The sequence below is a fragment of the Halobacteriovorax marinus SJ genome (assembly GCF_000210915.2).
GTDB classification, from domain to species: Bacteria; Bdellovibrionota; Bacteriovoracia; order Bacteriovoracales; family Bacteriovoracaceae; genus Halobacteriovorax; species Halobacteriovorax marinus.
This window is the reverse complement of the sequence record NC_016620.1, coordinates 3,313,498-3,338,232: the sequence shown is the minus strand read 5'-3', so window position 1 is coordinate 3,338,232 and position 24,735 is coordinate 3,313,498. Positions and strand designations below refer to the sequence as shown.

Here is a 24,735-nt window from a genome sequence, read left to right as displayed (position 1 = left end):
CTACCTAATATTATTTACAGTCTGTAACATCTGATCTGCTACACCCATAACTTTTGAGTTCATCTCATAAGCTCTTTGCGCTTTAATTAATGAAGTCATTTCATTCATAATACTAACGTTTGAAGACTCTAGTGCTCCTTGAGCAATCGTTCCCGCATTCGCATTGCCTGCAATATTTTGAATGGCCTGACCACTTGATCTGGTAATTGTATAAAGGTTCATTCCTGTTGATTTAAGTCCAACCGGATTGATGAAAGTGAAAACTGGAATTTGTCCAAGAATTGTCGGCTCAATTTGATTTGAAAGGTAAGCTTCAACTGTTCCATCATGAGCGATATGAACACTCTTTGTCCCCGGAGGAAAAACGAAAGATGGGAAGACTCTATATCCCTGCTTGTTTACGAGTGTCCCAGATGCATCGACACTAAAAGATCCGTCTCTCGTGTATCGCACTTCATTATTTGGCATCATGATTCCAAAGAATCCTTCACCGCTAATCATAAGATCGTAAGGATTATTTGTAATTTGTTGAGAGCCTTGTGTGAACTCTTTTCTAACTCCAGAAACTTTCGCACCAGATCCAATCTGAACACCGACATTATTCATAGTGTCTGCGCTAGATCTTGAACCTGCCTCTTGAATTGTTTGGTAGGAGAGATCTTGAATCTCTGTTCTTTGCTTCTTGTAGCCAGTCGTATTCACGTTGGCAATATTGTTGGAAATCGTAGATACATTCATTTCCTGTGCTGCCATTCCAGTTGCTGCAGTATTAAGTGCTCTTAGCATCCCGAAAGACTTTGTGACTTGAAGTAAAAAGAGTGAAATAACAATGGTCTTCATTACGTTGTACATTTTAATCCTTAAAATTTAGCAATTTCGTTAACACCTTTTCCACTAATGGTGTCATATGTTTTTATAACTCTTTGAATACTTTCAAAGTTTCTATTGGCCTTAATTAGTTCTGACATTTCTTGGATTGCATTGACGTTGGATTGTTCAATAAATCCTTGATAAACAGCAGTTTTATTTTCAGCAGTGCTGATATTTTCAAATTTCTCATTAATGTAGAATGAATTCCCTTCTTTCTTAAGAGCGTGTATATCGTTGAATTCTACAATAGAGAGATCCGAGATTTTTCCATTGCTATTTGAGAGCTCACCTTGAAAATTAATTGCTAGCCTTCCACTATTTTGCGGAAGTTGAATTGTTCTCTCCTGTGGACTTGGGAGATTTTCTCCGGCCAGTAGAAGAGCAGGGTCGATTTTCGAAAGTACAGGGTTACCACCATCTGTAACGAGGAGTCCGGCAGGATTGATAGAGAGATTTCCCTTTCTTGTATAGCGGACGCCGTTTGGAGTAAGAACCTCAATAAAGCCCTTACCTTTAAGAGCAACATCTAGAGGATTTCCTGTTGGAGTCGTTTGTCCCTGTTGAAAGTCAGTGAATGACCCATCAACTTTCACCTTTGCGTGCTCTGCTCCATAACTTCTATAGAAATCCTCAGGCTTCCACTCTTTGTGAGGAAGGTCCAAGTCTTGTTCATAGCCTTTTTCGAATTGTGTAAGGTACTCTTTGAATACGATTTGATCTTTTTTGAAACCAGGAGTGTTAGCATTCGCCACATTATTAGCGATTGTTTCTACTTTTCTCTGTTGAGCAATTGCGCCTGAAAGTGGGACCCATAATTCTTTCAAGTCATCTCTCCTAGATTTATTTAGGGGTGCCCTCATGGCATCCTCAAGATATCTACTCCTAACTATAGCAACCTCAGTGCCAAAACCTCTACATGGGCAAAAATATCCTTAATAAGTAAGTCTTTGAAATTTTATGTTTTGAGAGCTTTCTGATAGTATATTTCTTATAAATAGTGGAAATATTTTCACCATAACTGGTGACATTTTGCCTCGCCGAGTGGCCTGTGGTGTCAAATTAATAGCGGATGGTTTTACATGAGTAAGGGTAAGCAAAGTTTTGAAGAGTCATTAAATGAATTGGAAAAGCTCGTTCAAGGTCTAGAAGATGGAGATCTTTCATTAGACGAAAGTCTTAAGAAGTTTGAAGAGGGAACTAAATTATATAAGTTTTGTAAGGATGAACTTACTAAGGCCGAGAAGAAAATAACAAAACTCTCGGACTCCTTAAAAGAGGTTGCTTTAGAAGAATGAAGTTTGTTCTAAGTTTTCTTTTCTTAATATTAGTTGTTTCTTGCTCATCAACGAAGGAGTATCGTTACTCCTCGGTCTATGAGGGTGTTGATGTTGAGAGAGTTGAAGAAAAGGAAATACCTCTTATTGAAAATAAAACAACTACGCAAAGCTATGGTCCAGTTCTTGGTGAAGAGTCTGATTACGTAAATAATCAATCTAAAAAAGTGAAGGCTCTCTTTCTCTACCCAGGCGCGATGAACTCTATAACTTATCTCAAGTTCGTGGATAACCTCCAAAAATATAAAGTTGAACCAGCTGTTTACTCAGGAGCTGGCTTTGGAGCTGTGATGGCATCATTCTTGGCCAAGGGGTTTTCTACTGATCATATTGAGTGGAAGTTCTTTTCTCTACTGGATAAAATAAAGGGGCTTGAGTACTACTCCTCAGAGTGGAGAGAAGTCGTTTATAAGTTTCTTAAAGACGAGTTTGGAGAAGATAGACTTGAGGGCCTAAAGAAGGCTTTGATCTTACCTATCTATGATAAGAAGCTTCGAAAAGTGCGCTATCTCACGAGAGGAAGTCTCTATAATGTCTTAGTTGTAAATTTAGAAATTGATAATACTTCTAGTGATCAGTATCAATCTCCAATGATTGAGGGCAGTCTCTCAATAGGTGACTTAACACTCAAAGGTGTTGATGAAGTGGCCGTACTAAATATTCTTGGCAATAGTTTAAACTTCTATAAAACGAACCATTACCTCATCGGTCTTTATGGTAAACTTATTGGAAGTGTAAATCAGCAGTCGGCGATAGAATCTAAAGGAATCACTTGGTTTAATTTAAAACGAAATAATAGTGAACTAGATAGAATTGTAGATTTACAAGAGTTACAGCAAACAACATATAACAAGAATGAAGATATAGTTAAAAAACTAAGAGAGTTTTTTAAGAAGGAATAATATTTAATGAAAAAGATATTAATAAGGCTATCCATCTTTATAGTAGGATCTGGTCTTTTGGGGGCATTGGTCGTAGCTCTCGTTATTGCTTATTTTTCTTTTGGTTTACCAAAGATCTCAACATTGGCAGATTATAATCCGCCAATACCAAGTCAGATTATGGCAAGAGATGGAACAGTACTTACTGAAATTGGAAAAGAGACTCGCTATATTGCAAAGATGGACGAGATTCCAAAGAGAGTTATCAACGCCTTTCTCTCAGCAGAAGATGATAATTTCTACGAGCATAAAGGAGTTGATTACCTTGGTGTAATGAGGGCCTTTATTGCCAATTTAAGAGCTGGGAAAGTTGTTCAGGGTGGATCAACAATTACTCAACAGGTTGCAAAGTCATTACTCTTGAGTCGTGAAAGATCGATTAGCAGAAAGATAAAAGACTTTCTCTTAGCACAGAGAATTGAAGAGAAATTCACTAAAGAAGAGATTTTATTTCTCTATTTAAATCAAGTCTATCTTGGTGGTGGATACTATGGAGTTAAGGCCGCTTTTAAAGGGTACTTTGGAAAGGAGCTGACAGAAGCATCCATTGCAGAGAGTGCTATTGTTGCAGGACTGCTTGTGGCCCCTGGAAGATATTCTCCTTATATAAATCCTCAATATGCAAAAAAGAGACAGGGTTATGTTTTGGGAAGAATGTATGCCACAGGAAAAATTACAGAGATAGAGTATAACGAGGCTCTTGCCGAGAAGATAAAGTTTAGAATTAAAAAAGGTGGAGAGTTTAAGGCCGGCTATCTAACTGATTGGGTTAGGCAGAGAATTGTTGAAGAAGTAGGTAATGATAAATTTCTAACTGACGGATTTAAAGTTGTTACTACAATTGACTTTGAACTACAGCAAGTTGCAGAGAAGGAAGTTTATAAAGGTGTAAAGGAAATAGATAAGAGGCAAGGATTTAAAGGACCTCTTCGCAATATTGAAACAGAAGAGAAAGTTAAAGAGCTCTTACTTAAGCAGAGAAAAGATTTACATGAAGAGAAGTCTACTTACTTCACATTGAAAGATGATCTTTCAAGATTATATGAATCCGAAATAAGTGAAGAAATAACAGAGAAAAGAGAGAAGCACACTCTTGGTTTCTTTGAGAAGTTGAGAAGCAAGAGATACTACCCAGGAAATATTAAAGAAGATCCAATTCTAGATATGCTCTCTGATGATAAGATGTATGAAGCTGTCGTTAGGAGAGTTGATAATAGATCGAGGATTGTTTATGTGTCATTTGCTGGCCTTAATGGGTTTATTCCCTATGAAGGCTTTAGATGGGCACATGAAAGAAATATATCTGAAGAGCGACAATACTATCCATATGTCACAAGGCCTTCAACAATTTTAAAAGCTGGTGATGTTATACAAGTTTCTATCGTAAGTAAGTCTACTGGAATTGAGAGACATATTTGGAGGGGAGATCAGGCCAATTTTAAAAAGTCGAGAGACTATGATCTCGTTAAGAATGAGAAGTATATTCATTTCTTACTAGATCAAGAACCTGAGGCAGAGGGCGCTCTTGTTTCACTTGACCCTAAGACCGGTGAGTTAATTGCTCTTGTAGGTGGAGCTGATTTTGAAAAATCTCAATTTGATAGAGCGATTCAATCTCATCGCCAACCGGGTTCATCTTTTAAGCCAATTCTTTTTGCTGCTGGACTAGAGAATGGATTTACTCCAGCAAGTACTTTAATGGATTCACCTGAGGCCCTTGGTGGGGTGGATTCATCTCTGAATTGGAAGCCAAGAAATTATGATGGAAAGTTTAAGGGGCCAATGACTTTTAGAAACTCTTTAGAGACATCAAGAAATATTCCAACGATTCGTCTCGCCTCAGATATTGGGGTAGAGAAGATTACTGAATTTACAAAGAGAATTGGTTTTAAGGCCAAGCTCGATCAGGATCTCTCTCTAGCACTTGGTTCATTTGGTGTGACTCTTATGGATATTGTAGCCACATACGCAATTTTTCCAAATGGCGGAAAAATCGTAAGACCAAAATCAATTATCTCTGTGGTTGATAGATACGGAAAGAATTATGAAATCAGTGAGCACAATGAAGAAAAGGTTACTGAAGAGCAAGCAGAGGTCAAAGAGGAAGAAGCAAAGGAAATTCTAGAGAATAATACACTAGGAACTGAAGCTGAAAGCGAAGAGGATAAAGTAGAAGTAAATCCATATCATCTCGCTCTTGGTGGAGATCAGGTTTATGATCCTAGGCTTGCTTATATTATGACAAACCTTCTTAGGGGTGTTGTTCAAAACGGGACAGGACGAAGAGTGAAAGATGTGAGTGCTTTCATCGGTGGAAAAACAGGAACAACAAATAACTATGTTGATGCTTGGTTTCTAGGTTTTGCATCTAATATTGTAACTGGTGTTTGGACTGGTTTTGACAATAATAAGACCCTTGGTTGGGGAGAGACGGGAGCGAAGTCAGCACTGCCAATTTGGAAAGAGTTTATGCGCGCTGGAATCAAGAAAAAAGGTGAGTACGACTATCAAGCACCTCTTGGTGTCGTGAACGTTTTAATTGATAAGCAGACTGGAAAATTAGCAGGTGGATCTGGACAGGGTAACTTTCTAGAGACCTTTGTAGAGGGGACAGAGCCTGGTTCTAAGGTTGTTGAAGATGTTGAGAAGTTAAAGTCCGACAATAATACTCAGTTTCTTGAAGAAGATGATTATTATAATAATCAATAAGCATAAATATTTTTAAAAATGGTCCGATAAGTTCTCTAGAGTGTCTAAGCTCTAGGGAATTTTATGAGTAGAGAAAACCAAAAATTTAATAGCGAAAATAAGCAATTTAAAAATTTTGTTTTATACTCAATTCTCTTTTCTGCATTTATTCACTTAGGATTTATCTTTTCAAAAGTCGATTGGTCATCATCTAAAAAAATTGTTGTTGAACAAAAGAAAGAGAAGAGAGTTAAGCTTGTGTTTAGAAGCAACTCTAAAAAACCAAAGCAGATAGTAAATACAGAGCTAAAGAAAACAACACAAACTCCTAGAGATGCGAAGTATCTTGGCAAGCAAAGCCAGATGGTTGAGAGGCAAACTAAGGCGGCAATTAATGGTAGCTTTAAGGCTGCAGGAATTGGCGTTAGAAATGGAAGTAAACAAGCACAAACATCTAGTAAGAGCTCTAGTCTTGGAAAGGCAAAGAAGGCTACAAAGAGTCCTTCTAAAAAAATTGTTAAAAATAAGAATAAGAAGAAAATTAAATTTGAAGATCTCTCTCTTGGCAACCTTGCCCTTGCACAACCTGTGACTAAGAGTGCACCAGCACTTGGGTTGAAAAATGGTCATAAGAAATCGAGAGGATTAGCTCAAAATAATGACTTTATGGATGAGATTCCACTGGCCGATATGACGAGACTTAATACGGTTGAATATAAGTACTATGGTTTCTACTTTAGAATTAGACAGAAGCTTGAGCAGTACTGGGGAGACTCTCTTCGCAAGCAAGCAGAAAAAATGTGGAAGTCAGGTCGAAGACTTGCGAGTGATGTAAATAAGGTTACGGCACTTAAAATCACAATTGATCAAAATGGAAATATTCTAGAAGTTAAAGTGAAGAGCACAAGTGGAATTAATGAGCTAGATAGTGCTGCAATTGAATCATTTAATAGAGCTGGACCATTTCCTAATCCACCTGCTGGATTAATTAAAAATGGTCGCGCACAAATTGAATGGGGATTCGTTGTTAAGTCTTAGAGTTATTGTTGTTGAGAAGGTCTATTAGATTTTGTCAGCAAATCTTTCAAGTTACTGATACCTTCCATCATTACATAATCGTTCCAGATAGAGTCGAGTTCTCTCATTCTTTCAATAAGTGAAATAGCCGCTTGGTCACGAGAGATTTTTCTTTTTTCTGCAAGGAAAGTAATTGCGACAGAAAGTGCTTCCATTTCTGGAGAGTGACATGCTTCCGCTAAACGATCTTCAAAATTATTATCTATTTTCTTCTCTTTGCTCTTAATGATAGCCGTATTTAGAAGTTGAACAGATTCTTGTGTTTCAGAAATCATATATTTTTTAAACCTATATAATCAAAAATTATGAATGGTATTCCGTTGAGAACGAGAGCCAGTATGCGAGTTTGAGGGCCTTTCGTAAAGGGAAAATATTACAATCTGTAAAAAAAATTTCTCGAAATATTGAACTTAGAAAAAGTTAGAATTTATTTGAGATAAATCATGTATTTTTTAGTTAGGCAGAGTTGACAGGGGGACAATGATTTTTTTTGATTTTTTACTTGCATTGAAAGTTGGGGACTTTGAGTCCCCAATTAAACTACTATTTAAAGGCTTTCGCAATGTTCAGAGTATGCTTCTGGAGTCATTAGAGAGTTGAACTCATCTGCTGATTCAACTTTAAGTTTAATCATCCATGAACCATATGGAGATTCATTACAAGACTCTGGAGAATCAACAAGCTCTGAATTTATTTCAACAACTTCTCCAGCAAGTGGAGAGTAAAGGTCACTAACTGACTTGATAGATTCTACAACACCAAATGAGTCTTCTTTTGAAAGTTCATCTCCAACTTCTGGAAGCTCAACAAAGACAATATCTCCAAGTGAAGATTGTGCGAAGTCAGTAATTCCAACTGTTACAATATCACCCTCAAGCTGGGCCCATTCGTGGTCTGTTGTGTACTTTAATTCTTTAGGAACGTTGTGAGACATTACTTGTGTCCTCCTGTGACAAATGCTTTTGCATGGTAATTAGCTTCTATATTATTCTTTCTAATATTAATTTTAAACTTCTTATCTTCTGGAAATTTATCGCGGTCTACAAGGCCAAGAGCAATACCTTTAGAAAGCTCTACAGACATTGTTCCTGAAGTAACAACGCCGATAACTTCATCTGACATATTCAAGATATTATATCCTTCGCGTGGAATCCCTTTGTCGAGGCTTAGCTTAACAAGTCTCTTCTTAGAAACTGCACCTTCAAGGGCTTCTTTTCCAATAAATTTCTCTTTTGCTCCTTTTACTGTCCACTTAAGTGAAGCATCTAGTGGAGTAAGTTCATCATTGAGTTCATGACCGTATAGCGGGTAACAAACTTCAAGTCTTAGAACGTCTCTTGAGGCCAGACCACAAGGAGTGGCTCCGGCATCTAAAAGTTTTTGCCAAAGAGTTTGGGCCATTTCGTGAGAAGTGAAAACTTCAAATCCATCTTCCCCAGTATAACCAGTACGAGCAACAATAATTTGCTCATTCATTCTCGTTAGTTCTTTAGCGCTATAATAAACAAGCTCGTCTGAGTCGTTAATAATCTCAATTGACTTTAAAACTTCTTGCGCCTTAGGACCTTGAACGGCTAATAAAGAGTAGTCATTCGATTTATTTACAAGCTCTATTTCGAAACCTTGCGTATGTGAAGAAATCCAACTCCAGTCTTTTTCAATATTGGCCGCGTTTACGCAGATAAGAACTTTTTCACTTCCAAGTTTATATGCAATGAGGTCGTCAATAACAGTTCCATCTTCACGGCAAAGTGGCGAGTAAACTGCTTTCTCAAGCTCAGCTCCCGCAAAATCATTTGTAATTATATAGTCAACAAAGGCGACAGCATCTTTTCCTGTAACAAAGAATTCACCCATGTGAGAAACATCAAACACTCCGATTGAATTTCTAACGGCAATAGATTCTTCTTTAACGGAAGAATATTGCAGAGGCATATCGTAGCCAGCGAATGCGGCCATCTTTGCTCCGAGTTCAACGTGTTTTTGATGTAGTGATGTTTTTAAAAGGCTCATTTATGCCTCCTTTATCTAGGAATAAAAATCAATTTTGATAAACTTTATAAGCTCTTTTCGGCAGCTTGTAAAAGGTTTTGGGCCAGAGAGAGAATGGTCATTGGACCGATTCCACCTGGAACAGGAGTAAGCCCAGCTACGTGATCTGAAACGTTTTTAAAGTCGACATCTCCGCAAAGAGTGCCGTCTTCGTTTTGATTAATACCAACGTCAATAATGTATTGTTCTTTTGAATCACTGAGATGCTCCCTTTTCAGGAACTTAGGTACGCCAATGGCCGTGATAATAATATCTGCAGCTTTCGTGTGAGCTTCGAGGTTCTTTGTTTTAGAGTGACAGAGCGTAATGGTTGCATTGTGATTTGAGAGCAACATACTTAAAGGCTTGCCGACAATCAAACTTCTCCCAATGACCACAATATTCTTAGAACTAAGCTCAATTCCGTAGTAATCACAAAGTGTAACGATTCCTTTTGGTGTACATGGAATAAGGCTTCCCTCACCAGTCTCACCCTTGTAAAGGCTAATAATATTGGCCTTATTAAAGCCATCTACATCTTTGTGTGGAGGAATGAGCTCACCAACATCGATATGGGATAAGTGCTTAGGAAGAGGAAGCTGAACAAAGCAGCCATGAGTTTTCTCATCTCCAGAGATTTGATCTACTCGGGCCAGAAATTCTTTCTCTGTGAGGTCTTTGTCGAGTTTGATAATTTCGCACTCAGCGCCAAACTTCTCCATAAATCTCTTTTTATTTCTGGTGTAAATGATGCTGGCAGGATTATCTCCTACCAAAATAACCTTCATGCAAGGAGTGATGCCAGAATCGATAAGGGCCTTGCTTCTAGCGCTAAGCTCTTCGAGTGACTTTTTTACAATGGGAGCCGACTTTAGAATAAGAGTTTTATTATCGCTCACAGATTCCTCGCTGAATTAAGGATTAGTTTTTCTAATATAATACATTAGTGTTTCTAATTGTAAATCTTTGTTTTGATCTTTCTATTTATACCTTTTATAGTACGGATTTTAAACAACTAAGGGGTTATCAGTGCTATTTTACCTAGGTCTTGGTCTACAATTGATTGGTTTTGCTTCCGTGGGGCTTTGTCTCTTTGCTGGGATCAATAAAGGGGACTACGGTCAGGTTGAATTGATCCAATTAGTTGGAGGTTCTTTAGCCTTCTACTTTGGTAGCTTTGTTAAATCAAAAGGACAGGGATAGTTTCTAGACGTATCTTGTGTCTGCCATGTAAGATAGAAATATGAAAATTCTTGGTATCGATCCAGGTTCGAGAAAGGCCGGCTGGGCCCTCATAGAAAAAGAGGGAAGAAAGACAACCTATCTCGCATCCGGTGTTTTGAAATACGATAAAATTGATAATTTCTTAGATAGATTGGGTGTTATTCATCAATCAATTTGTGAATTAATTGAAGAGTATCGTCCAGATGAGGTAGCACTAGAGTCTTTGATCTTTGTAAAGAATGTGAATTCTCTGGCCAAGCTAGCTCAGGCTAGAGGAGCGATGTTGGCGGCCATTATACCAAGTTATCAAGGAAGTGTTTTTGAATATTCACCAACTCTCATTAAGCAGTCTGTGAGTGGTTATGGGCATGCTGATAAAGCGGCTATAGAGAAAACCCTTGGAATGATTTTTGGAAAAATAGAATTTAAAACGAATGATGAGTCAGATGCGCTGGCCATTGCTCTTTGCCATAGTCTAGGTAATGCCGCACTTAAGGGTGTGACAAAGAAGGCTTCAAGGGGAAGGAGTTTGAAAAGTGTATTCAAAGATAGGATATAGATTATGATTGGACACTTACAGGGTGAAGTAATTTTTAGCGATGGTGTAGAAGCTGTTGTTCTCACTAACTCAGGAATTGGATATCAAGTTTATATCAATCAAGTTCTACCAGAAGGTAAAAGTGCTTCTATCTTTATTTCACATGTCATAAAAGAAGCAAGTGAAGAGTTATATGGATTTAAAACGATTCGCGAAAAGAAATTATTTGAACTTTTAACAAGTGTTAAAGGGGTTGGTCCTAAGTCGGCCTTTAGTTTAGTGGGAGCTTTAGGTGTTGATCAAATTATCAACTCTATTCTCTTTGACGATAAGAAGTCTCTGACTAAAGCACCGGGTATTGGCAATAAGGCCGCAGCTCAAATGATTTTAGACTTACAAAATAAAATTTCAAAAATAAAAATGTACTCGAATAAGTCAAAGGGAATTCAAGACGTTCCTGCAATTCAAATTCCTGAGCTCAGTACTTCTGAGCAAGAAGAGAGTGTCCATAGAGAAAGTGATAATCAAGAGCTTATCATCAAAGACGCTATCATGGCATGTAAGGAACTAGGGTTTAAAGAAGAGAAGATCATTCCTTTGGCACAAAAAATATTGGCTACCAATGAAATTTCTAAGCCAGAGCAATTAGTTCATCTTGTTTTAAAAGAAGTATAGTATGAGTGAAGAAAGAGTTTTTGATAGCAATAGTTCTAGAGAAGAAAGTAGACAGGAAATCTTTCTAAGACCGAAAGATTTCTCTGAATATATTGGACAGAGAAAAGTCGTGCAAAATATAGAAGTGATGGTCGAGTCAGCAAAAATTAGAAAGCAGGCGATGGACCACGTTCTCCTCTCTGGCCCTCCTGGTTTAGGAAAGACTTCTTTGGCGATGATCATTGCAAGTGCTTTAGGCTCTCATCTTCACGTTATCTCTGGTCCTGCTATTGAGAAGAAGGGTGATCTCGCAGCAATCCTTACTAATTTAGAAGAAGGTGACGTTCTCTTTATTGATGAAATTCATAGAATGAATATATCCGTTGAGGAAATACTTTATTCTGCCATGGAAGACTATAGACTAGATATCCTAATAGGTGAGGGTGCTTCGGCCAGAACAATGGAGATTTCAATATCTCCTTTTACTTTGATTGGAGCAACTACTCGTTCAGGACTTCTTTCAAGCCCACTTAGGGACCGCTTCATGGCCCACCTGCACTTTGATTTCTATGAGCATAGTGAACTTGCAAAAATAGTAGAGAATAACTCTAAGAAGCTCTCTATTGGCCTTGAAGGTGAAGCTAAAAATCATATAGCAAGATGTTCAAGAGGGACTCCAAGAATTGCTAACCGCATACTTAGAAGAGTGAGAGACTTTGCTGTTGTGGAGAGTAAGGAATCTATTTGTGAAGAAGCTGTTGCAAAGGCTTTAGATCTGATGGAGATCGATGAGTATGGCCTAGATAGAATGGACCGAAAAGTGTTGGAGGTTATACATGACTATTACGCCGGAGGTCCTGTAGGTATTGAAGCTCTTTGTGCTACGTTATCTGAGGATCGAACGACGATTGAAGATGTCTATGAGCCGTTTCTCTTAAAAGAGGGGTTCTTAATTAGAACCCCAAGAGGTCGAGAGATTTCTGAGAAAGCTAAAAAGCATCTCCTCTCTATTTAAATTACTTCTTTAATTTTAGTTTCAGTCTGAATGCACCATAAGACTGTGTATATCTCATGTTAAGCTCACCGTTTTCAACATTGATATTTCTCTTTAAGAAAAGATCTAATGTCTTTTGAACTTCTTCACCAGCATTAAACTTCTCTAGCTCAGAAGCATTAAGAACTTTATCAAGTGCTACAGATGCACTGTATTCAGTTGTCTTAGTTGAGTTATTTTTAGATTCGATAGAGACAACTTTTTGGTAAGTTTTATTGTCGAAAAGAACAACTTCTGCTTCATTTGTAGAAACTTCAACAGTACTAAATACTGCCTCACCATTTTCATCAACAGACATAAGAACTTGGTAAGTGAAAGTATCGAAAAGGTTAGCTTTACTAAAAGAATATCCAGTCTCTGTTTTATCACATGAGAGCATTGTTGCTTTTAAATCAAGCTCAAGGTTATCACCATTGATCTCATACTTTGCTTGCTTAACAAGGTGAGCTTGTAATTTATAGCGATAAGCATCTTGGCTTGTCTTACAAGTAGCATTTGTTCCATCGAAAACTTTAACAATTGATGCATTTTGAGATGCTAAAGATGATAGTGAAGTAGCCAGTATTAACCCTGCAATGATTGCTTTCATAACGTGTCCTGTGTTTAAGTAAAATAAATAGTAGTTACTTATATCAGAACATTAATTGCGATCATAGAAAGTGTGTAAAAGAGTAAGACTGAGTCTAAATTTTAGGCAAATGTTGGAAAGATATTCTGAGGAAGATCAAAGGCTTCGACAGCTTCTTTTTGCAGAGAGTTTGCAGAAACAATCTCATAGGCAGATGGAGTTTCTAGCAGTTTTCTACAAAGAAGGTTGTGAAGGTTGTGACCAGATTTAAAAGTCGTAATTTTTCCAGCAACTTCGTAGCCGAGAAGACTGATGTCCCCGATTGTATCTAGAATTTTGTGACGAACAAACTCATCACCAAATCTAAGTCCATCGCTATTTACAACTTTAAACTCGTCGAGAACGATAGCGTTATCTAGAGAACCACCTTTAATTAGGCCTTTTCTCTTGAGCATATCTACATCTCTTAGTAGTCCAAAAGTTCTCGCTCTACCGATCTCTTTAATATAATTCTCGCATGAAAACTCAAAGGTCTTCTGCTGAGTCTTAATGAGCGGGTGAGTGAAAACAATCGTTGAGTCAATAATGAGCTTTGAAGCCGGCTCAATTCTGGCCCACTTATCATCTACTTCAACCGTAACAGGTTCAAGGACAACGAGAAATTTCTTCGATTTATTTAGAGTCTGGATTCCAGTTTCTTTTAGGAGAAAAACAAATGATGCACCTGATCCGTCCATAATAGGAACTTCTGGTCCATCAATTTCAATATAGGCATTATTAATACCTAGACCGTAAAGTACTGAAAGTAGGTGTTCTACGGTGTGAACAGCGTTGATTCCGCCACCGATAGTCGTGTTATTCTCAGTCGCACCAACAGAAGTTGCATCGGCCTTTAAGACGGGAGCGTCTTTAAGGTCAACTCTCTTAAATTGAATACCGTAATCGGCCTCTGCCGGATAAAGGTTCATAGTAACCTTTCTACCAGAGTGAATTCCAATTCCTGTGACTTCAACTTTTTTAGCTATAGTGCGTTGATAAATCATTTACCTTCCAAATTTCATAAAGTTACATTTTAATAGTGTGCGTAACAATATGGCAACTCAAATACTTATGATACCTGACAATAGTTGATCAAGTGTGAGATCAGAAAATATTGCCTTTCATATCCGTTTCTATCGAAAGGGATACTTAACAGATTGTAATTCATTTTTAAATCAGATTTTAGCCAAATTGTAATGTTTCCAGTTATTGTATATTTATACGACAATACATAAGACGATTTATGTAAATAAGCACTATTGTAGCCAATAATTTGAGGTATCTATGGGAATTTGGTTTAAGGATTATAACTTAGAAGCAGTTAATAGTATGGGCAAGGAAAGTATGACAGGACTCCTTGATATATTGGTTACTGAGCTTGGTGAAGATTCACTGGTTGGAACTATGCCAGTAGATCATAGGACGAAACAGCCTTTCGGTCTTTTGCATGGTGGCGCTTCTTGTGTGCTTGCAGAGAGTCTTGGAAGTATTGCTTCTAATCTCGTCGTCGACGGATCGAAGTATGCAGCTGTAGGTCAGTGTATAAACGCAAATCACATCAAGAGTGCGCGCTCAGGGCTTGTCACTGGTTATTGTAAGGCCATCCATCTTGGAAAGAGTTCTCATGTTTGGGAAATTAATATTTATAATGAAGATAAGGCCCTCGTTTGTGTCTCTAGACTAACGATGGCCATTTTTGAAAAGAGATAATTTACTCAGTAATAATAATGTAATCAGCGTAAGCACCAAAGTCTTGGCTACCATTGATATATTCAGTATCAAATAGCTCATTAGTAGTGATCTTAAGAGTCGTCACGGTGCTTGGGTTGATTTCTTTAAGTCTTGAAACTGTTCCATCGAAGAAGTCAGTATGAAAAGACCCAGCTACAATGAAGTTTAAGTTCATTTCATTCTTATTTGCAATGTCCGACATAACGGAGTCTGTTAAGCATTGGGCGAGAAAGTACTTCTCAAAGGACTCATCGGGCATGTGTCCACCCATGGCCCTTTTAAATCTCTCTCTGTATTGATCGCCACCAACATAGTGATGGGCCGGCACAAGAGAAGGGTCTATAGAGTTAATTCCTTCATCCATGACTTTCTTTTTTAGGCTTCTTGGAAGGTTGAGTGCAATTGGAGCACGAGCAAAGTCCTTCGCAACTTCCATAATAGGAGAGTAGCTAAGGTTCTGCTTACCGGCAGTGTTAGTGATGAACTCAGCAGTTGTAATGGCGCCGTTCATATATCTAGAGAATTCAGAGTTAATACTCTCTTGCTCTGTATGATTAAGAAATTCCCACATGATTTGAACACTATCTTCACTGGCAGCGAGACGAGTCTTATCTTTTATAATTTTAGCCTGGGCCTTTTGAATATTTTCAAAGTTATGGAATTCACCAAGAACGATATAGCCACTTTCATTAAGGTCGTTGATGAATTGAGTGTAAGAGAGGAAAGAGTTGTTCTTAGTGTTATAAATAGAAACAATATTTGCGTAAGAACTTATTGAAAATAGTAAGCAAATTAGTAATTTCTTCATCTTCTCTCCATTTTATCCAAAGCGAGGTGCCTAGATTCATTTCCATATAGGGTTTGATGTGCCAAACTGATATCAATATATAAAAAGAAAGTACAGGTGAGAAGACTAGATGAAGAATAATTTCAAGGTATCCATTCCTTTGGCCATTATTATTACTATGGCGGCAGTGATCTATCAAAGAGCTACAGGACCAACGTATCCAGAAAAAATTTATATTGGTTTAGATAAAGATGCTCAAGTTAGAGTAAAACTTCCAAGAAGTCATGGAGGTGAAACGGGCGCACCTGTAGAAATTCCAAAGATAAAAGATTTGAGTGGAGTAGAGCTTACATATAAGAGATATCCAACTAATGATGAGTGGACGACGGTTAATCTAGAAGATAAGGGAAATAGATATCTCATGACTTTACCGAATCAACCTCCTGCGGGAAAGCTTACTTACTTTTTGAAATTGAAGTTTGGAGATAAAGTTCAAGAGTTTCATAGTAAAGAAGACCCGATTTATATTCGTTATAAGGGCGATGTACCTACATTTATTTTAGCTCCTCACGTTTTCTTTATGTTCTTCTCAATGCTTCTCTCGGCAGTAGCTTTTGTTGAAGCAATATTCAAAACTGAGAGTGCAATAAAAATAGGAAGAGCGACGTTAGGCTGCTTAATGTTTGGCGGAATGTTTCTTGGGCCAATCGTTCAGAAATATGCCTTCGGTGTTTATTGGGCAGGTTTTCCTTACGATTGGGATTTAACAGATAATAAATTATTAGTTGGAGTATTGGCTTGGTTAAGTGCTGTCTTATTAACAATTGGTAAGAAGAGACGTTGGCCAATCATTGCCGCAGCAATGATATTAATCGCAATATATTGCATCCCTCACTCCATGCAAGGTAGTGAGTTCAACTATGATACAGGAAAAGTTGAAACAGATTTAGATTAATTACACTTTGGAGCGACCTTAACCGCCGCTCCTAGATCATAAACTAAGAGGGCTCCAGAGTGGGCCGTTTTAAAGAGAAAGTAGTTGCCGCAGAATAAAAATATAAGGGCTCCTACTTGCATGTGTATTTTAAAGTTATGTTTGAGTTCGCTCACAGCTTCAAGAGCTAGAACGACTAGGAAGCAGTAAAGAGCATAGTAAGCGACTTCTTCGTGTTTATAAATTTGAAAGAGGTCGCAAAATTGATTCTTGATTTGATCAAGAGCAAAGTCTCCTAAGTAAATTGTAATGAGAAATAGAAAGGGAGAAATATAAATAAGTAGCTTGGCAGTAGTGAGAAGATAGTTCGCCGCTTGCGGTCTAAGTTTTAAGAGACTTAGTCCTATTAACTTTGTGATAAGTGCTAGTGCGAACATCACAATTGGAAAGTGACTAAACATTGGATGATAAAGTTCTTCTCTGATCATAGTGCTACTTTAAAAGAAATTTGATTTTAAGTTGAGTTAAATATAGAAGTACATAATAGCATAATATAGAGGATTTATAATGAGAAAGTATTTAATCACATTTCTGTCTATCGCTTTAAGTTTTAATTTAAGCGCAGGTTTCTATGAGGAAGCCGTTCAATATCTGGCCAGTGATAAGCTAGAGGGAAGAAAGCCTGGAACTCCAGGAAACGTGAGTGCGACAATTTACTCTATCGATAAAATGAAGAGCTTTGGACTAAAGCCTTTGGCCGGAAGTTATAAGCAAGAGTTCACTATTTTTACTGAAATGGTTAAGTCTGGTGAGAATTTCTTTGGGAATTCAGGTGACTTAGAAAAACTTTTTCAACCAATTTCATCATCTCTTAGTGGAAAGATAGAAAAGAGAAAAATGGTTTTTGCTGGTTACGGGATTACAATTCCAAAGAGTGATACAAAACTCAAATACGATGACTATAAGGATTTAGATGTAAAAGATAAGATTGTTGTTGTTATGACTGGTGATCCTGCTATTGGAAATATGAATTCCCCTTTCAGACATCCTGATTATATAAATTATCGTTCAATTTTTTATAAATTAAAGAATGCTATCGTTCACGGGGCAGCAGGGGTGATTGTTTTAAATGATCCTCTATCTCTTGAGAATTATCCCGAAGAGAACGCGCCTTACTTCAATCCAACTGAGGGGGGAGGAAATAGATTCTCTGCGCTCGCCGGTTACGTAACTAATAAGTGGATGAATAAAGTCTTAAAAGGAAAGTCACTAGACACTTTGTCGCTCCAAAAGAAAATTAGAGATACGGGTGCTCCAAACTCTTTTGAAATTGAAGGCTCTTTTGATATGGCCGTAAATCTTAAGAAGAAGACTGGTCGAGTTTCTAACGTTGTGGGTGTTCTTGAAGGGAGTGATGCTGAGTTGAAAAAGGAAGTGATCGTTTTAGGAGCTCACTTCGATCATCTTGGTTACGGTGGAGAGTCATCTATGGATCCTCATGGGCATGGTAAGATTCATAATGGTGCCGATGACAATGCTTCGGGGACAGCACTTGTTTTAAAATTGGCGAAAGAGTTAGTAGCGAAGAAGCCAAAGAGAACTTATATCTTCACACTTTTTAACGCAGAGGAAATGGGTCTTCTAGGTTCAGCTCACTTTGTGGATATGTGGGCAAGACATGGAGAACAGTACGGCGAACTTAAGGCCATGCTAAACTTTGATATGGTTGGAAGATATAATGAAGCAGTCTCTGTCATGGGTGCAGCTACTTCACTTGAGTGGAATAAGCTCTTAACTCCTTTTGAGAGTAAAGTTAAGTTTACTGTAAAAAAAGAAGCCGTAGGAAGTAGTGACCATGCTTCTTTTACCGCTAAGAAAATTCCAGCTCTCTTTTTTACAACAGGCGCTCACGAAGATTATCATACGAGTAATGATACGGCTGAGAAGATCGACTATAGTGCGATGAGAGAGATTGAAAAGTATTCTCTCAATCTTGTTTCTTCACTTGAGAGAAGCGAAGCCCCAACATTTAATCCTGACTATAGTGATGGATCAGACTCTGGTAGACCAAGAGGTTACGGAGCTCACCTTGGATGTGTTCCTGAATTTGGTCAAAGCGATGATATCGTTGGCGTTAAATGTGTGAGAGCGAGTGATAATTCGCCAGCGCTTAAGGCCGGTATCATAGCAGGTGATATCTTAATTCAAATTGGTGATATTGAAATTAAATCAATTTACGATTTAGCTTTTGCTCTAAAATACTATAGAGCTGGCGATAAAGTAGAGTTAGCTTGGAAGAGGGGAAGCGAAACCCTTAGAAAAGAAGTAACTCTCTCTAAGAGTTCACACTAATACCATATTCCTCAGCTCAGTTACTCGTTGTTTCTGAGTTGAGGAAATCTTATAGATGCCCTTGTAATCCTCTGTCTTTATTGAGAAATTAAAAAAAAGAATCGAGATCATTAGTTTCCTTAAACTTTTTTCATATACTTAGATTAGCCTTCATTAAGAATTCTTAAATAATTACTTTAATTGATTCGATAAGGTTGTATGAAATTTCTAAAGGTGCTTCTTCTTATTTGTTGGGTAATTGGTATCTCTGCCATTGTTGGAGTGATGCACTCCTGGCACTTAATTGACTTATCTCCAGAAAAGTCTATGCAATTATCAATTTCACAATACGCTAAAGGTGTTAATAAATTTGGAGTTATTCACTACCTCTCACCACAATGTAGCTGTTCAAATACTATAGTTAATCACCTTTTAAAAAGAGGTCCGTTAAACCCAGAGGAGAGTAAAGAACTTGTAGTATTAATAGATGATTTTCAAAATAAAACAGAGAGATTGCTAAAGAAGAGAAGGTTTTCTGTTGTAAGTCTCAATTCTAAAGAGTTGTCGAAAGAGTCTGATGGAGCTATTCGTGGTGTCCCGTTACTTGTAATTTATGATCGTAATCAAGTTACAAAATATGTTGGGGGATACTCGGAAAAGTCGATAACGCCTTTTACACAAATTGATATTAAAGAATATATAAAAACCTTAAAAGAGGGGAGAGGCATTGCTTCAAAACCTGTTGTCGGATGTGCGGTAAGTAAAGAGTATAAAGAATTATTGGATCCATTTGGTTTGAAATATACGGAGAAAAGTGATGAACACATATGAAAAGAATTTAAAGCGCTCTTTGAAGATCATGAACTGGGCAATACTTATGCACGTTCCTATCTTCATTGCCATGGCAGATTTTTTTTCAACAGAGGTTTCTATCGCAATTGGAGCACCAGTTATTTTATATATTGGACAAAAATTATTCGAACACGTTTTTAAGAATATTCGAGTTGCAGCGATTCTTATGGGATTTAGTTCTATGGCCCTATCTGCAACGATGATTCATCTTGGGAAGGGCATGATTGAATGGCATTTTCACATCTTCGTGCTCATTGGAGTGTTATCTTTATTTGCTAGTCCTTTGACTATAGTGGCTGCGGCCCTGACTGCAGCGATACATCATGTAACTTTTTACTTCTATCTTCCAGAGAGTGTATTTAATTATAATGCGAGTATCTACATAGTAGTTATTCATGCAGCTTTTGTAGTCGTAGAGTCAGTTGCATGTGTTTATCTATCAAATCAATTTAAGAAGGTGCTCGATTTACAAGATCGAATAAAGAATGAAATTTCACCACTTGTAACTAGTATTGATTCTGCATCAAAGGAATCAAGTGTCTCTTGTACGACTCTTCTAGGTTTAACAGATAATAATACAAGTGCAATTGCAGAGATTTCAGCAGGTGCGGGTCGTATATCTGAAATGGCAATAGCAACAAAGCAGAAGATACTAGAAACATTGAACATTATGAAAATAACACAGGAGTCTGTGAACGAAAGCTCTGAAGTGATTAAAGAGGGGGAAAACTTTCTTGAGTCACTAAATCAAGTGAAGAAACAAATGGAGGAGTTGCAAAGTCTCTCTTCAAACCAGCTTCAGTCGGTAGTGGACTCCGTAGACACCATTAGTGATAAGACGAGTATTATTAATGATATTGTATTTCAGACAAGGCTTCTTTCTTTCAATGCATCAGTGGAGGCTGCGCGAGCAGGTGAACATGGTAAGGGGTTTTCTGTGGTCGCTGAGGAGATAGGTAGCCTCGCGGCAAACTCGGGAAAAGCTTCTGAAGAAATAGCTACAATAGTAGAGCTTAGTAGAACTCAGCTGGGTGAATCTGTTTCAACAATCTCTACTCAATTAACTGAATTTCAAGGGAAGTTAGAGGGAGCATTCACGACGTGGGCACAAATAAACAATAGATTGAAAAAATCGTTCAAAGTAGTGGAGGATAATTCTATAGTTCAAGAAGGCTCCTTAAATGAGATATCTTCATCAGCAGATAGACAATGTGATGGCGTGAATGAGCTATCAGACTCTTTGTCTAGTATAAATGATTCTTCCAGTAGAAGCTTGGATCAACTTCGTAGTGTAGAGATGATTACTAAGAGATTAGAAGAAGACTCTAAGCTTCTTTATGTAATTCAAAGTAATTTGGGCGGGAAGAGAAAGAGTAAAGTGTCTGCATAAGTAGAGAAGTCTCCGTTGTAGAAGACTTCTCATTTTAGGTTATTGCTTTGGATTCACGCAATTAACGATTGCTTCTTTCTTGTCATTCAGAGTGTAAGTGCAGTAGCCAAGTTGATCTTTTAGAGATTGAACATCGTAATTTTGTCTAGAGTTCGTTTGAGTGAATCCATCTATTGTATAAATAGTTTTATATTCAGCTAGGGAGTACTCACCTTCTGGAGAGACCTCTGCAGTTAAGTGTTCATAGGTCTTAACATTCTTTAAGTCCATATTGTCTTCTTGCCCATTAATATTAATAGTAAATACTTTGGATGTGTCGTTCCACTTGTAAGTCGCATTATTTTCAAGAATTGCCTCGAGTAGAAAATCAACATAGCTACCCAAGTATTTTAGATCTTTAACTTCAATTGACTCTGAAGGGTGGTCATCACAAAATTGATTTCCTGTACCTTTGACATGGAAAGTATACTGAGACCCGGAGATATCAATGAGTGTTGAAACAGTTTCATAATTATAGTCACACACTTTTGTGTTTGTGCCTTTATCGATAACCTCTCCACTTTCTGTTGTTGTCTGTATTAGACCAACACTATATCCACTTGCAAGGTGGGCTTTGATTTTTCCCTCGGTTGTATTGGCTGGATTGATGACTGATCCTGGTGTCGAATCTCCGCCTGATGAACCACAAGCAGTAAGAGTTATCGCTAATGCGAGTAAGAATGTGTTTTTCATGATTTCTCCCTGATTTTCAATGGTTTTATCAGCGAGACTTTTTTTAGTAAATAGTCTTTATAGTTTTTATAGAATGCTATTTGTTAAGCTTTGACTTAATTATTCTTCCACCAATATTGAGAAGAGTTTGGTGAAAATCACTTTTAATATCGGCGACTAGGCCCTTTGTTTGATAAGAGAGCTCAGCGTAGCGAATTCCTGCAATTTTAGCTACATGAGGTGGAAAAGAGACGATAGAGTAGACTTCGGCCTCTTCGAGAGATCTATATTCTGTAATCTTATTTAGAAGAGTTTGAGTTCGCATAAGCCTCTCCTTCCCATCTCCATAAAGCAAGCTCCCATCATCTTCATCAGATATGACAATGACAACAAATCTTGAATTCTTTCTAAGAAACTTCTCTCCATTGGAATCAAGAAAGTCTGATATCGCTAAGAATCCCTGTTCTTCTCCATTGCCTGATGATGAGAGGTTGAAGGTTTCAGAAATGGCTCCAAAGAAACTACTCTTGTCGTCTCTGTAATTTATAGAGTTTAAAATAGATCCATCGTGTAAGAGCTCTCTTGATGTATTGACCGCGGCCATTTTGAACGACACGTTTTTTTCAATAAATTGATTTAAGAAGAGATCTATTTTTTCTGAGACTTCTTTAATCTTATTAGTCATTGATCCAGAATCATCTATTACCCATAAGATATCGACAGGTCTTGAATGGTTTTCATATTGGTTCTTATAGGTCTTTAACCCTGACTCATCTGCTGGAGAGACTTCTTGTGCTTTAGAGATTTCTTTCTCTTCATTTTCTCTTTTAACTTCATTTTCGTAGGTATTATTAAAAATTGTTTCAAGGTGCTCTATTAGCTCTTCTTTTGTTGGCGCTTGCTTTGAGGCTTGATTATTGTTGTTGTCCTTTAAGTGTGATGAATCACTTTTTTTAGATTGCTTCTTACTCTCTTTATGTACTGTCTCTAACTCTTTCTTCTCAAAATTACTTTCCTTCTCCTCAAGAGATTGCGAAATTTCTTCAGGCGATTCTTGGTCGTGACCATTTAGCGCTCTATCCTCTGGCATTAGGTAAATGACAGCAGCACCAAAGAGAATAAGGAGAGCAATAATTTTTTTCATTAGTAATAGAATCCTGGCATAAGGTTAAGTACTGAGAGTGAGAGAAAATATAAAATAATAATGAGATATGACTTTGTAATCGTATCATTTTCCTTCGGGCATAGAACGAGACCTGTTAGTGATAAAGTAGATAAGAAAAGATTTTCCATTCTAAAAAAGAAAGTTGTAATAATAAAAACAAGAAAGAGCCAATGCTTGATGGACTTGAATTTAGAGCTTGCAATCATGATCGTAAGTATTGCTTCCATCGCAATTACTGAAATAGAGAGAACTCTAGCGAATTCACGTGCCCATGAAACAGGCTCACGCAGACCAAGTTGTTGTCCGATACTCTTATAATTTCCAATGAAGAGTTCTATCTTTTGAGAGTTTTCTAACGTGATGGAGTTGAAGTTAGGGTCTAGAGTACTGAAGAGATACTTAAGAATTCCTCCTCTAAGAATATAATCATAGAGAAGTCCACCTTGCCAATAGAAGTAACTCAGGCCCTTGTGAAGTGTTGCCAATCCCATAACAACAATGAACATATACTTGAAAGAATCTTTTAGAAATTTCTCTTGTTCCTCTTCCTTATGCATAAAGGTGATTGCAAAAATAAAACTATAGTAGACGTAAAGAAATTGATGATTCGCACTACTAAAGTAATTTGTAAAAAGATGTGCGAGATTAAATCCTGCAACAGTCAACCAAAAGAGGGGATGCTTGATAAGCTTTGGAAGAATTAATCCCGCAATGAGAATGATCGTTGAGCTAGATCTAATGAATAAAGAAATACTTTGATACTTAATAACTGTCATTAAGAGGATGGCACAGAATATCTTTGCAGCAATTGCAACGATATCATTTAGATCAATAGTTTCATTTATTTTCTTAACTTCTATTTTCACAATACTTAACCAATGACTTATTAGTGTACATTTTCGTTTTCATATCTAGTTCTAGTTCAGTAACTTCAATACAAATATTTTCAATATTGGCACCACTAGCTTTATAAACAATTTTGAATAGCTCACTAGCGCTTTTCATATTCTTTTCATTTGGAAAATATCTTAGATCCTTCAGTTTATTGTAGAGATGATTAACTGCAAGCTCTGTTTGGCCACCTAAGATATTGGTAGTTTTCAAAGAATCCTTAAGGTCTTTTCCTCTAAGCCTAAAGGCTTTTGAATTAACCTCAAAGCTTACCCATGATGTTCTGGCAACATTTGGGTGAAGTTCGGTATACATTCCAAAACCGCCACCTTTCCATCTCGAAAGGTGGGTCGATTCAAACAGCCCCCACTGTATTAAGGCAATAATGAGGGCAATGGCCGGAACCACAAAGACAATTTTATTTTTGATAATCATTTCTTTATTATATTCAAACTATCAATGAGGTCACTATTATTTACACTTCTAATGAGGTTTTCATCAATCTGAAATCTGTCATCAAGAAGAGGGTTCTTTGGCGGCTCTTCTCCCCCACGTAGTAGATCTTCAATATCATTGTCATTATTAAAGAGGTCATCATTTACAGTAAGGATTAGATCTTGATTTATAGTTCTGTAGCCAACATTTGGATCACCGTCGTCCGCTGGCCCACAATTACAGTCAGCATCTTTAACGCCACCATCTCCAGCTGCATTAGCGGCAGCGATTGGCTGGAGACTAGTATTAGAATAGGCAACTACGGCCAGGACTAAAAGTGGTAATAATTTGATTAATTTCATATTTCTCTCCTGTTCACTTGTATTTTTTATTTAGAAAAAGCAAAGGGTGTGCCAAAACTTTGCTACGGCTTTTCGGTGGCTTAAGTTCTGAAAGCGTTTCAGATTTGGAACAATTCAGTTCCAGAACT

General features: G+C 37.4%; 28 protein-coding genes. 13 read left to right on the top strand and 15 right to left on the bottom strand.

The annotated features are described in order from the left end of the window. Both flgG and flgF read right to left on the bottom strand, forming a co-directional pair. Positions 1–852 (bottom strand): flagellar basal-body rod protein FlgG, encoded by an 852-nt coding sequence (flgG, locus tag BMS_RS16005; RefSeq protein WP_157765842.1) that lies wholly within the window; start codon positions 850–852, stop codon positions 1–3. 8 nt (positions 853–860) lie between these two features. After that, positions 861–1,694 carry a flagellar basal-body rod protein FlgF gene (flgF, locus tag BMS_RS16000; protein ID WP_075053445.1) on the bottom strand — a complete coding sequence of 278 codons (834 nt, stop codon included), beginning with the start codon at positions 1,692–1,694 and terminating at the stop codon, positions 861–863. 255 nt (positions 1,695–1,949) lie between these two features. On the opposite strand from flgF, the gene xseB reads away from it, so the two are divergent. From xseB to BMS_RS15980, 4 genes are all read left to right on the top strand, one after another. Next, on the top strand, positions 1,950–2,165 hold the full coding sequence (xseB, locus tag BMS_RS15995; protein ID WP_014245862.1) for an exodeoxyribonuclease VII small subunit: 216 nt from the start codon (positions 1,950–1,952) through the stop codon (positions 2,163–2,165). Further along, the gene (locus tag BMS_RS15990; RefSeq protein ID WP_014245861.1) at positions 2,162–3,106 is read left to right on the top strand and encodes a patatin-like phospholipase family protein; all 945 of its coding nucleotides are present in this window, start codon (positions 2,162–2,164) and stop codon (positions 3,104–3,106) included. The genes xseB and BMS_RS15990 overlap by 4 nt, the downstream gene beginning before the upstream one ends. A gap of 6 nt (positions 3,107–3,112) precedes the next feature. Further along, positions 3,113–5,854, top strand: a complete 2,742-nt coding sequence (locus BMS_RS15985; RefSeq protein ID WP_014245860.1) for a penicillin-binding protein 1A — start codon at positions 3,113–3,115, stop codon at positions 5,852–5,854. 63 nt (positions 5,855–5,917) lie between these two features. Then, a complete protein-coding gene (locus BMS_RS15980) occupies positions 5,918–6,871 on the top strand; it encodes a TonB family protein (RefSeq protein WP_014245859.1) in 954 nt (317 codons plus the stop codon). A 2-nt stretch (positions 6,872–6,873) separates the two neighbouring features. On the opposite strand, the gene BMS_RS15975 is transcribed toward BMS_RS15980, so the two are convergent. The 4 genes from BMS_RS15975 to BMS_RS15960 all read right to left on the bottom strand — a co-directional run bounded on the left by BMS_RS15975 (position 6,874) and on the right by BMS_RS15960 (position 9,840). Next, positions 6,874–7,185, bottom strand: a complete 312-nt coding sequence (locus tag BMS_RS15975) for a hypothetical protein (protein WP_014245858.1) — start codon at positions 7,183–7,185, stop codon at positions 6,874–6,876. A 272-nt stretch (positions 7,186–7,457) separates the two neighbouring features. Beyond that, the gene (gene gcvH, locus BMS_RS15970; RefSeq protein WP_014245857.1) at positions 7,458–7,844 is read right to left on the bottom strand and encodes a glycine cleavage system protein GcvH; all 387 of its coding nucleotides are present in this window, start codon (positions 7,842–7,844) and stop codon (positions 7,458–7,460) included. Further along, positions 7,844–8,923, bottom strand: coding sequence for a glycine cleavage system aminomethyltransferase GcvT (gene gcvT / locus BMS_RS15965; RefSeq protein ID WP_014245856.1), 1,080 nt, complete (start codon positions 8,921–8,923; stop codon positions 7,844–7,846). The genes gcvH and gcvT overlap by 1 nt, the downstream gene beginning before the upstream one ends. Positions 8,924–8,967: 44 nt before the next feature. Then, positions 8,968–9,840, bottom strand: coding sequence for a bifunctional 5,10-methylenetetrahydrofolate dehydrogenase/5,10-methenyltetrahydrofolate cyclohydrolase (locus BMS_RS15960; RefSeq protein WP_014245855.1), 873 nt, complete (start codon positions 9,838–9,840; stop codon positions 8,968–8,970). Between the two features lie 130 nt (positions 9,841–9,970). Here BMS_RS15960 and BMS_RS17675 point away from each other — a divergent pair, with 130 nt between their 5' ends. From BMS_RS17675 to ruvB, 4 genes are read left to right on the top strand one after another with little or no spacing between them, the layout of a single operon-like run. Further along, positions 9,971–10,144: a hypothetical protein gene (locus BMS_RS17675; protein WP_157765840.1), complete on the top strand. Its 174-nt coding sequence runs from the start codon at positions 9,971–9,973 to the stop codon at positions 10,142–10,144. Between the two features lie 40 nt (positions 10,145–10,184). Next, positions 10,185–10,724, top strand: coding sequence for a crossover junction endodeoxyribonuclease RuvC (ruvC, locus tag BMS_RS15955; protein WP_014245854.1), 540 nt, complete (start codon positions 10,185–10,187; stop codon positions 10,722–10,724). 3 nt (positions 10,725–10,727) lie between these two features. Beyond that, entirely contained in the window at positions 10,728–11,378 is a 651-nt protein-coding gene (gene ruvA, locus BMS_RS15950) for a Holliday junction branch migration protein RuvA (RefSeq protein ID WP_014245853.1), read from the top strand. 1 nt (position 11,379) lies between these two features. Next, positions 11,380–12,372, top strand: coding sequence for a Holliday junction branch migration DNA helicase RuvB (gene ruvB, locus BMS_RS15945; protein WP_014245852.1), 993 nt, complete (start codon positions 11,380–11,382; stop codon positions 12,370–12,372). 1 nt (position 12,373) lies between these two features. Here the strand turns inward: ruvB and BMS_RS15940 are convergent, their stop codons facing one another. After that, on the bottom strand, positions 12,374–13,000 hold the full coding sequence (locus BMS_RS15940; protein WP_014245851.1) for a hypothetical protein: 627 nt from the start codon (positions 12,998–13,000) through the stop codon (positions 12,374–12,376). A 101-nt stretch (positions 13,001–13,101) separates the two neighbouring features. Next, complete coding sequence (gene lpxC, locus BMS_RS15935) at positions 13,102–14,022, bottom strand: UDP-3-O-acyl-N-acetylglucosamine deacetylase (RefSeq protein ID WP_014245850.1); 921 nt, start codon at positions 14,020–14,022, stop codon at positions 13,102–13,104. 280 nt (positions 14,023–14,302) lie between these two features. On the opposite strand from lpxC, the gene BMS_RS15930 reads away from it, so the two are divergent. Continuing rightward, positions 14,303–14,728: a hotdog fold thioesterase gene (locus BMS_RS15930; protein WP_014245849.1), complete on the top strand. Its 426-nt coding sequence runs from the start codon at positions 14,303–14,305 to the stop codon at positions 14,726–14,728. A 1-nt stretch (position 14,729) separates the two neighbouring features. Here BMS_RS15930 and BMS_RS15925 read toward each other — a convergent pair whose 3' ends face one another. Continuing rightward, on the bottom strand, positions 14,730–15,557 hold the full coding sequence (locus BMS_RS15925; protein WP_014245848.1) for a ChaN family lipoprotein: 828 nt from the start codon (positions 15,555–15,557) through the stop codon (positions 14,730–14,732). A 109-nt stretch (positions 15,558–15,666) separates the two neighbouring features. On the opposite strand from BMS_RS15925, the gene BMS_RS15920 reads away from it, so the two are divergent. Further along, entirely contained in the window at positions 15,667–16,491 is an 825-nt protein-coding gene (locus BMS_RS15920; RefSeq protein ID WP_014245847.1) for a hypothetical protein, read from the top strand. Here the strand turns inward: BMS_RS15920 and BMS_RS15915 are convergent. Then, entirely contained in the window at positions 16,488–16,958 is a 471-nt protein-coding gene (locus BMS_RS15915; protein WP_014245846.1) for a hypothetical protein, read from the bottom strand. The two genes, BMS_RS15920 and BMS_RS15915, sit on opposite strands and share 4 nt — an antisense overlap. A 79-nt stretch (positions 16,959–17,037) precedes the next feature. Between BMS_RS15915 and BMS_RS15910 the strand changes: the two genes are divergently transcribed. The 3 genes from BMS_RS15910 to BMS_RS15900 all read left to right on the top strand — a co-directional run bounded on the left by BMS_RS15910 (position 17,038) and on the right by BMS_RS15900 (position 21,043). Further along, positions 17,038–18,822 carry a M28 family peptidase gene (locus BMS_RS15910; RefSeq protein ID WP_014245845.1) on the top strand — a complete coding sequence of 595 codons (1,785 nt, stop codon included), beginning with the start codon at positions 17,038–17,040 and terminating at the stop codon, positions 18,820–18,822. Positions 18,823–19,020: 198 nt separating this feature from the next. After that, positions 19,021–19,632 carry a hypothetical protein gene (locus BMS_RS15905; RefSeq protein WP_014245844.1) on the top strand — a complete coding sequence of 204 codons (612 nt, stop codon included), beginning with the start codon at positions 19,021–19,023 and terminating at the stop codon, positions 19,630–19,632. After that, positions 19,619–21,043 carry a methyl-accepting chemotaxis protein gene (locus BMS_RS15900; RefSeq protein ID WP_044557725.1) on the top strand — a complete coding sequence of 475 codons (1,425 nt, stop codon included), beginning with the start codon at positions 19,619–19,621 and terminating at the stop codon, positions 21,041–21,043. The genes BMS_RS15905 and BMS_RS15900 overlap by 14 nt, the downstream gene beginning before the upstream one ends. Positions 21,044–21,082: 39 nt before the next feature. Here BMS_RS15900 and BMS_RS15895 read toward each other — a convergent pair whose 3' ends face one another. From BMS_RS15895 to BMS_RS15875, 5 genes are all read right to left on the bottom strand, one after another. Beyond that, entirely contained in the window at positions 21,083–21,775 is a 693-nt protein-coding gene (locus BMS_RS15895; protein ID WP_014245842.1) for a hypothetical protein, read from the bottom strand. Between the two features lie 76 nt (positions 21,776–21,851). Continuing rightward, complete coding sequence (locus tag BMS_RS15890; RefSeq protein WP_014245841.1) at positions 21,852–22,898, bottom strand: vWA domain-containing protein; 1,047 nt, start codon at positions 22,896–22,898, stop codon at positions 21,852–21,854. After that, positions 22,898–23,785, bottom strand: a complete 888-nt coding sequence (locus tag BMS_RS15885; protein ID WP_014245840.1) for a hypothetical protein — start codon at positions 23,783–23,785, stop codon at positions 22,898–22,900. Before BMS_RS15885 ends, BMS_RS15890 begins: the two co-directional genes overlap by 1 nt. Next, positions 23,769–24,245, bottom strand: coding sequence for a hypothetical protein (locus tag BMS_RS15880; protein ID WP_014245839.1), 477 nt, complete (start codon positions 24,243–24,245; stop codon positions 23,769–23,771). Before BMS_RS15880 ends, BMS_RS15885 begins: the two co-directional genes overlap by 17 nt. Continuing rightward, complete coding sequence (locus BMS_RS15875; protein ID WP_014245838.1) at positions 24,242–24,607, bottom strand: hypothetical protein; 366 nt, start codon at positions 24,605–24,607, stop codon at positions 24,242–24,244. Before BMS_RS15875 ends, BMS_RS15880 begins: the two co-directional genes overlap by 4 nt. Between the last annotated feature and the right edge of the window lie 128 nt (positions 24,608–24,735).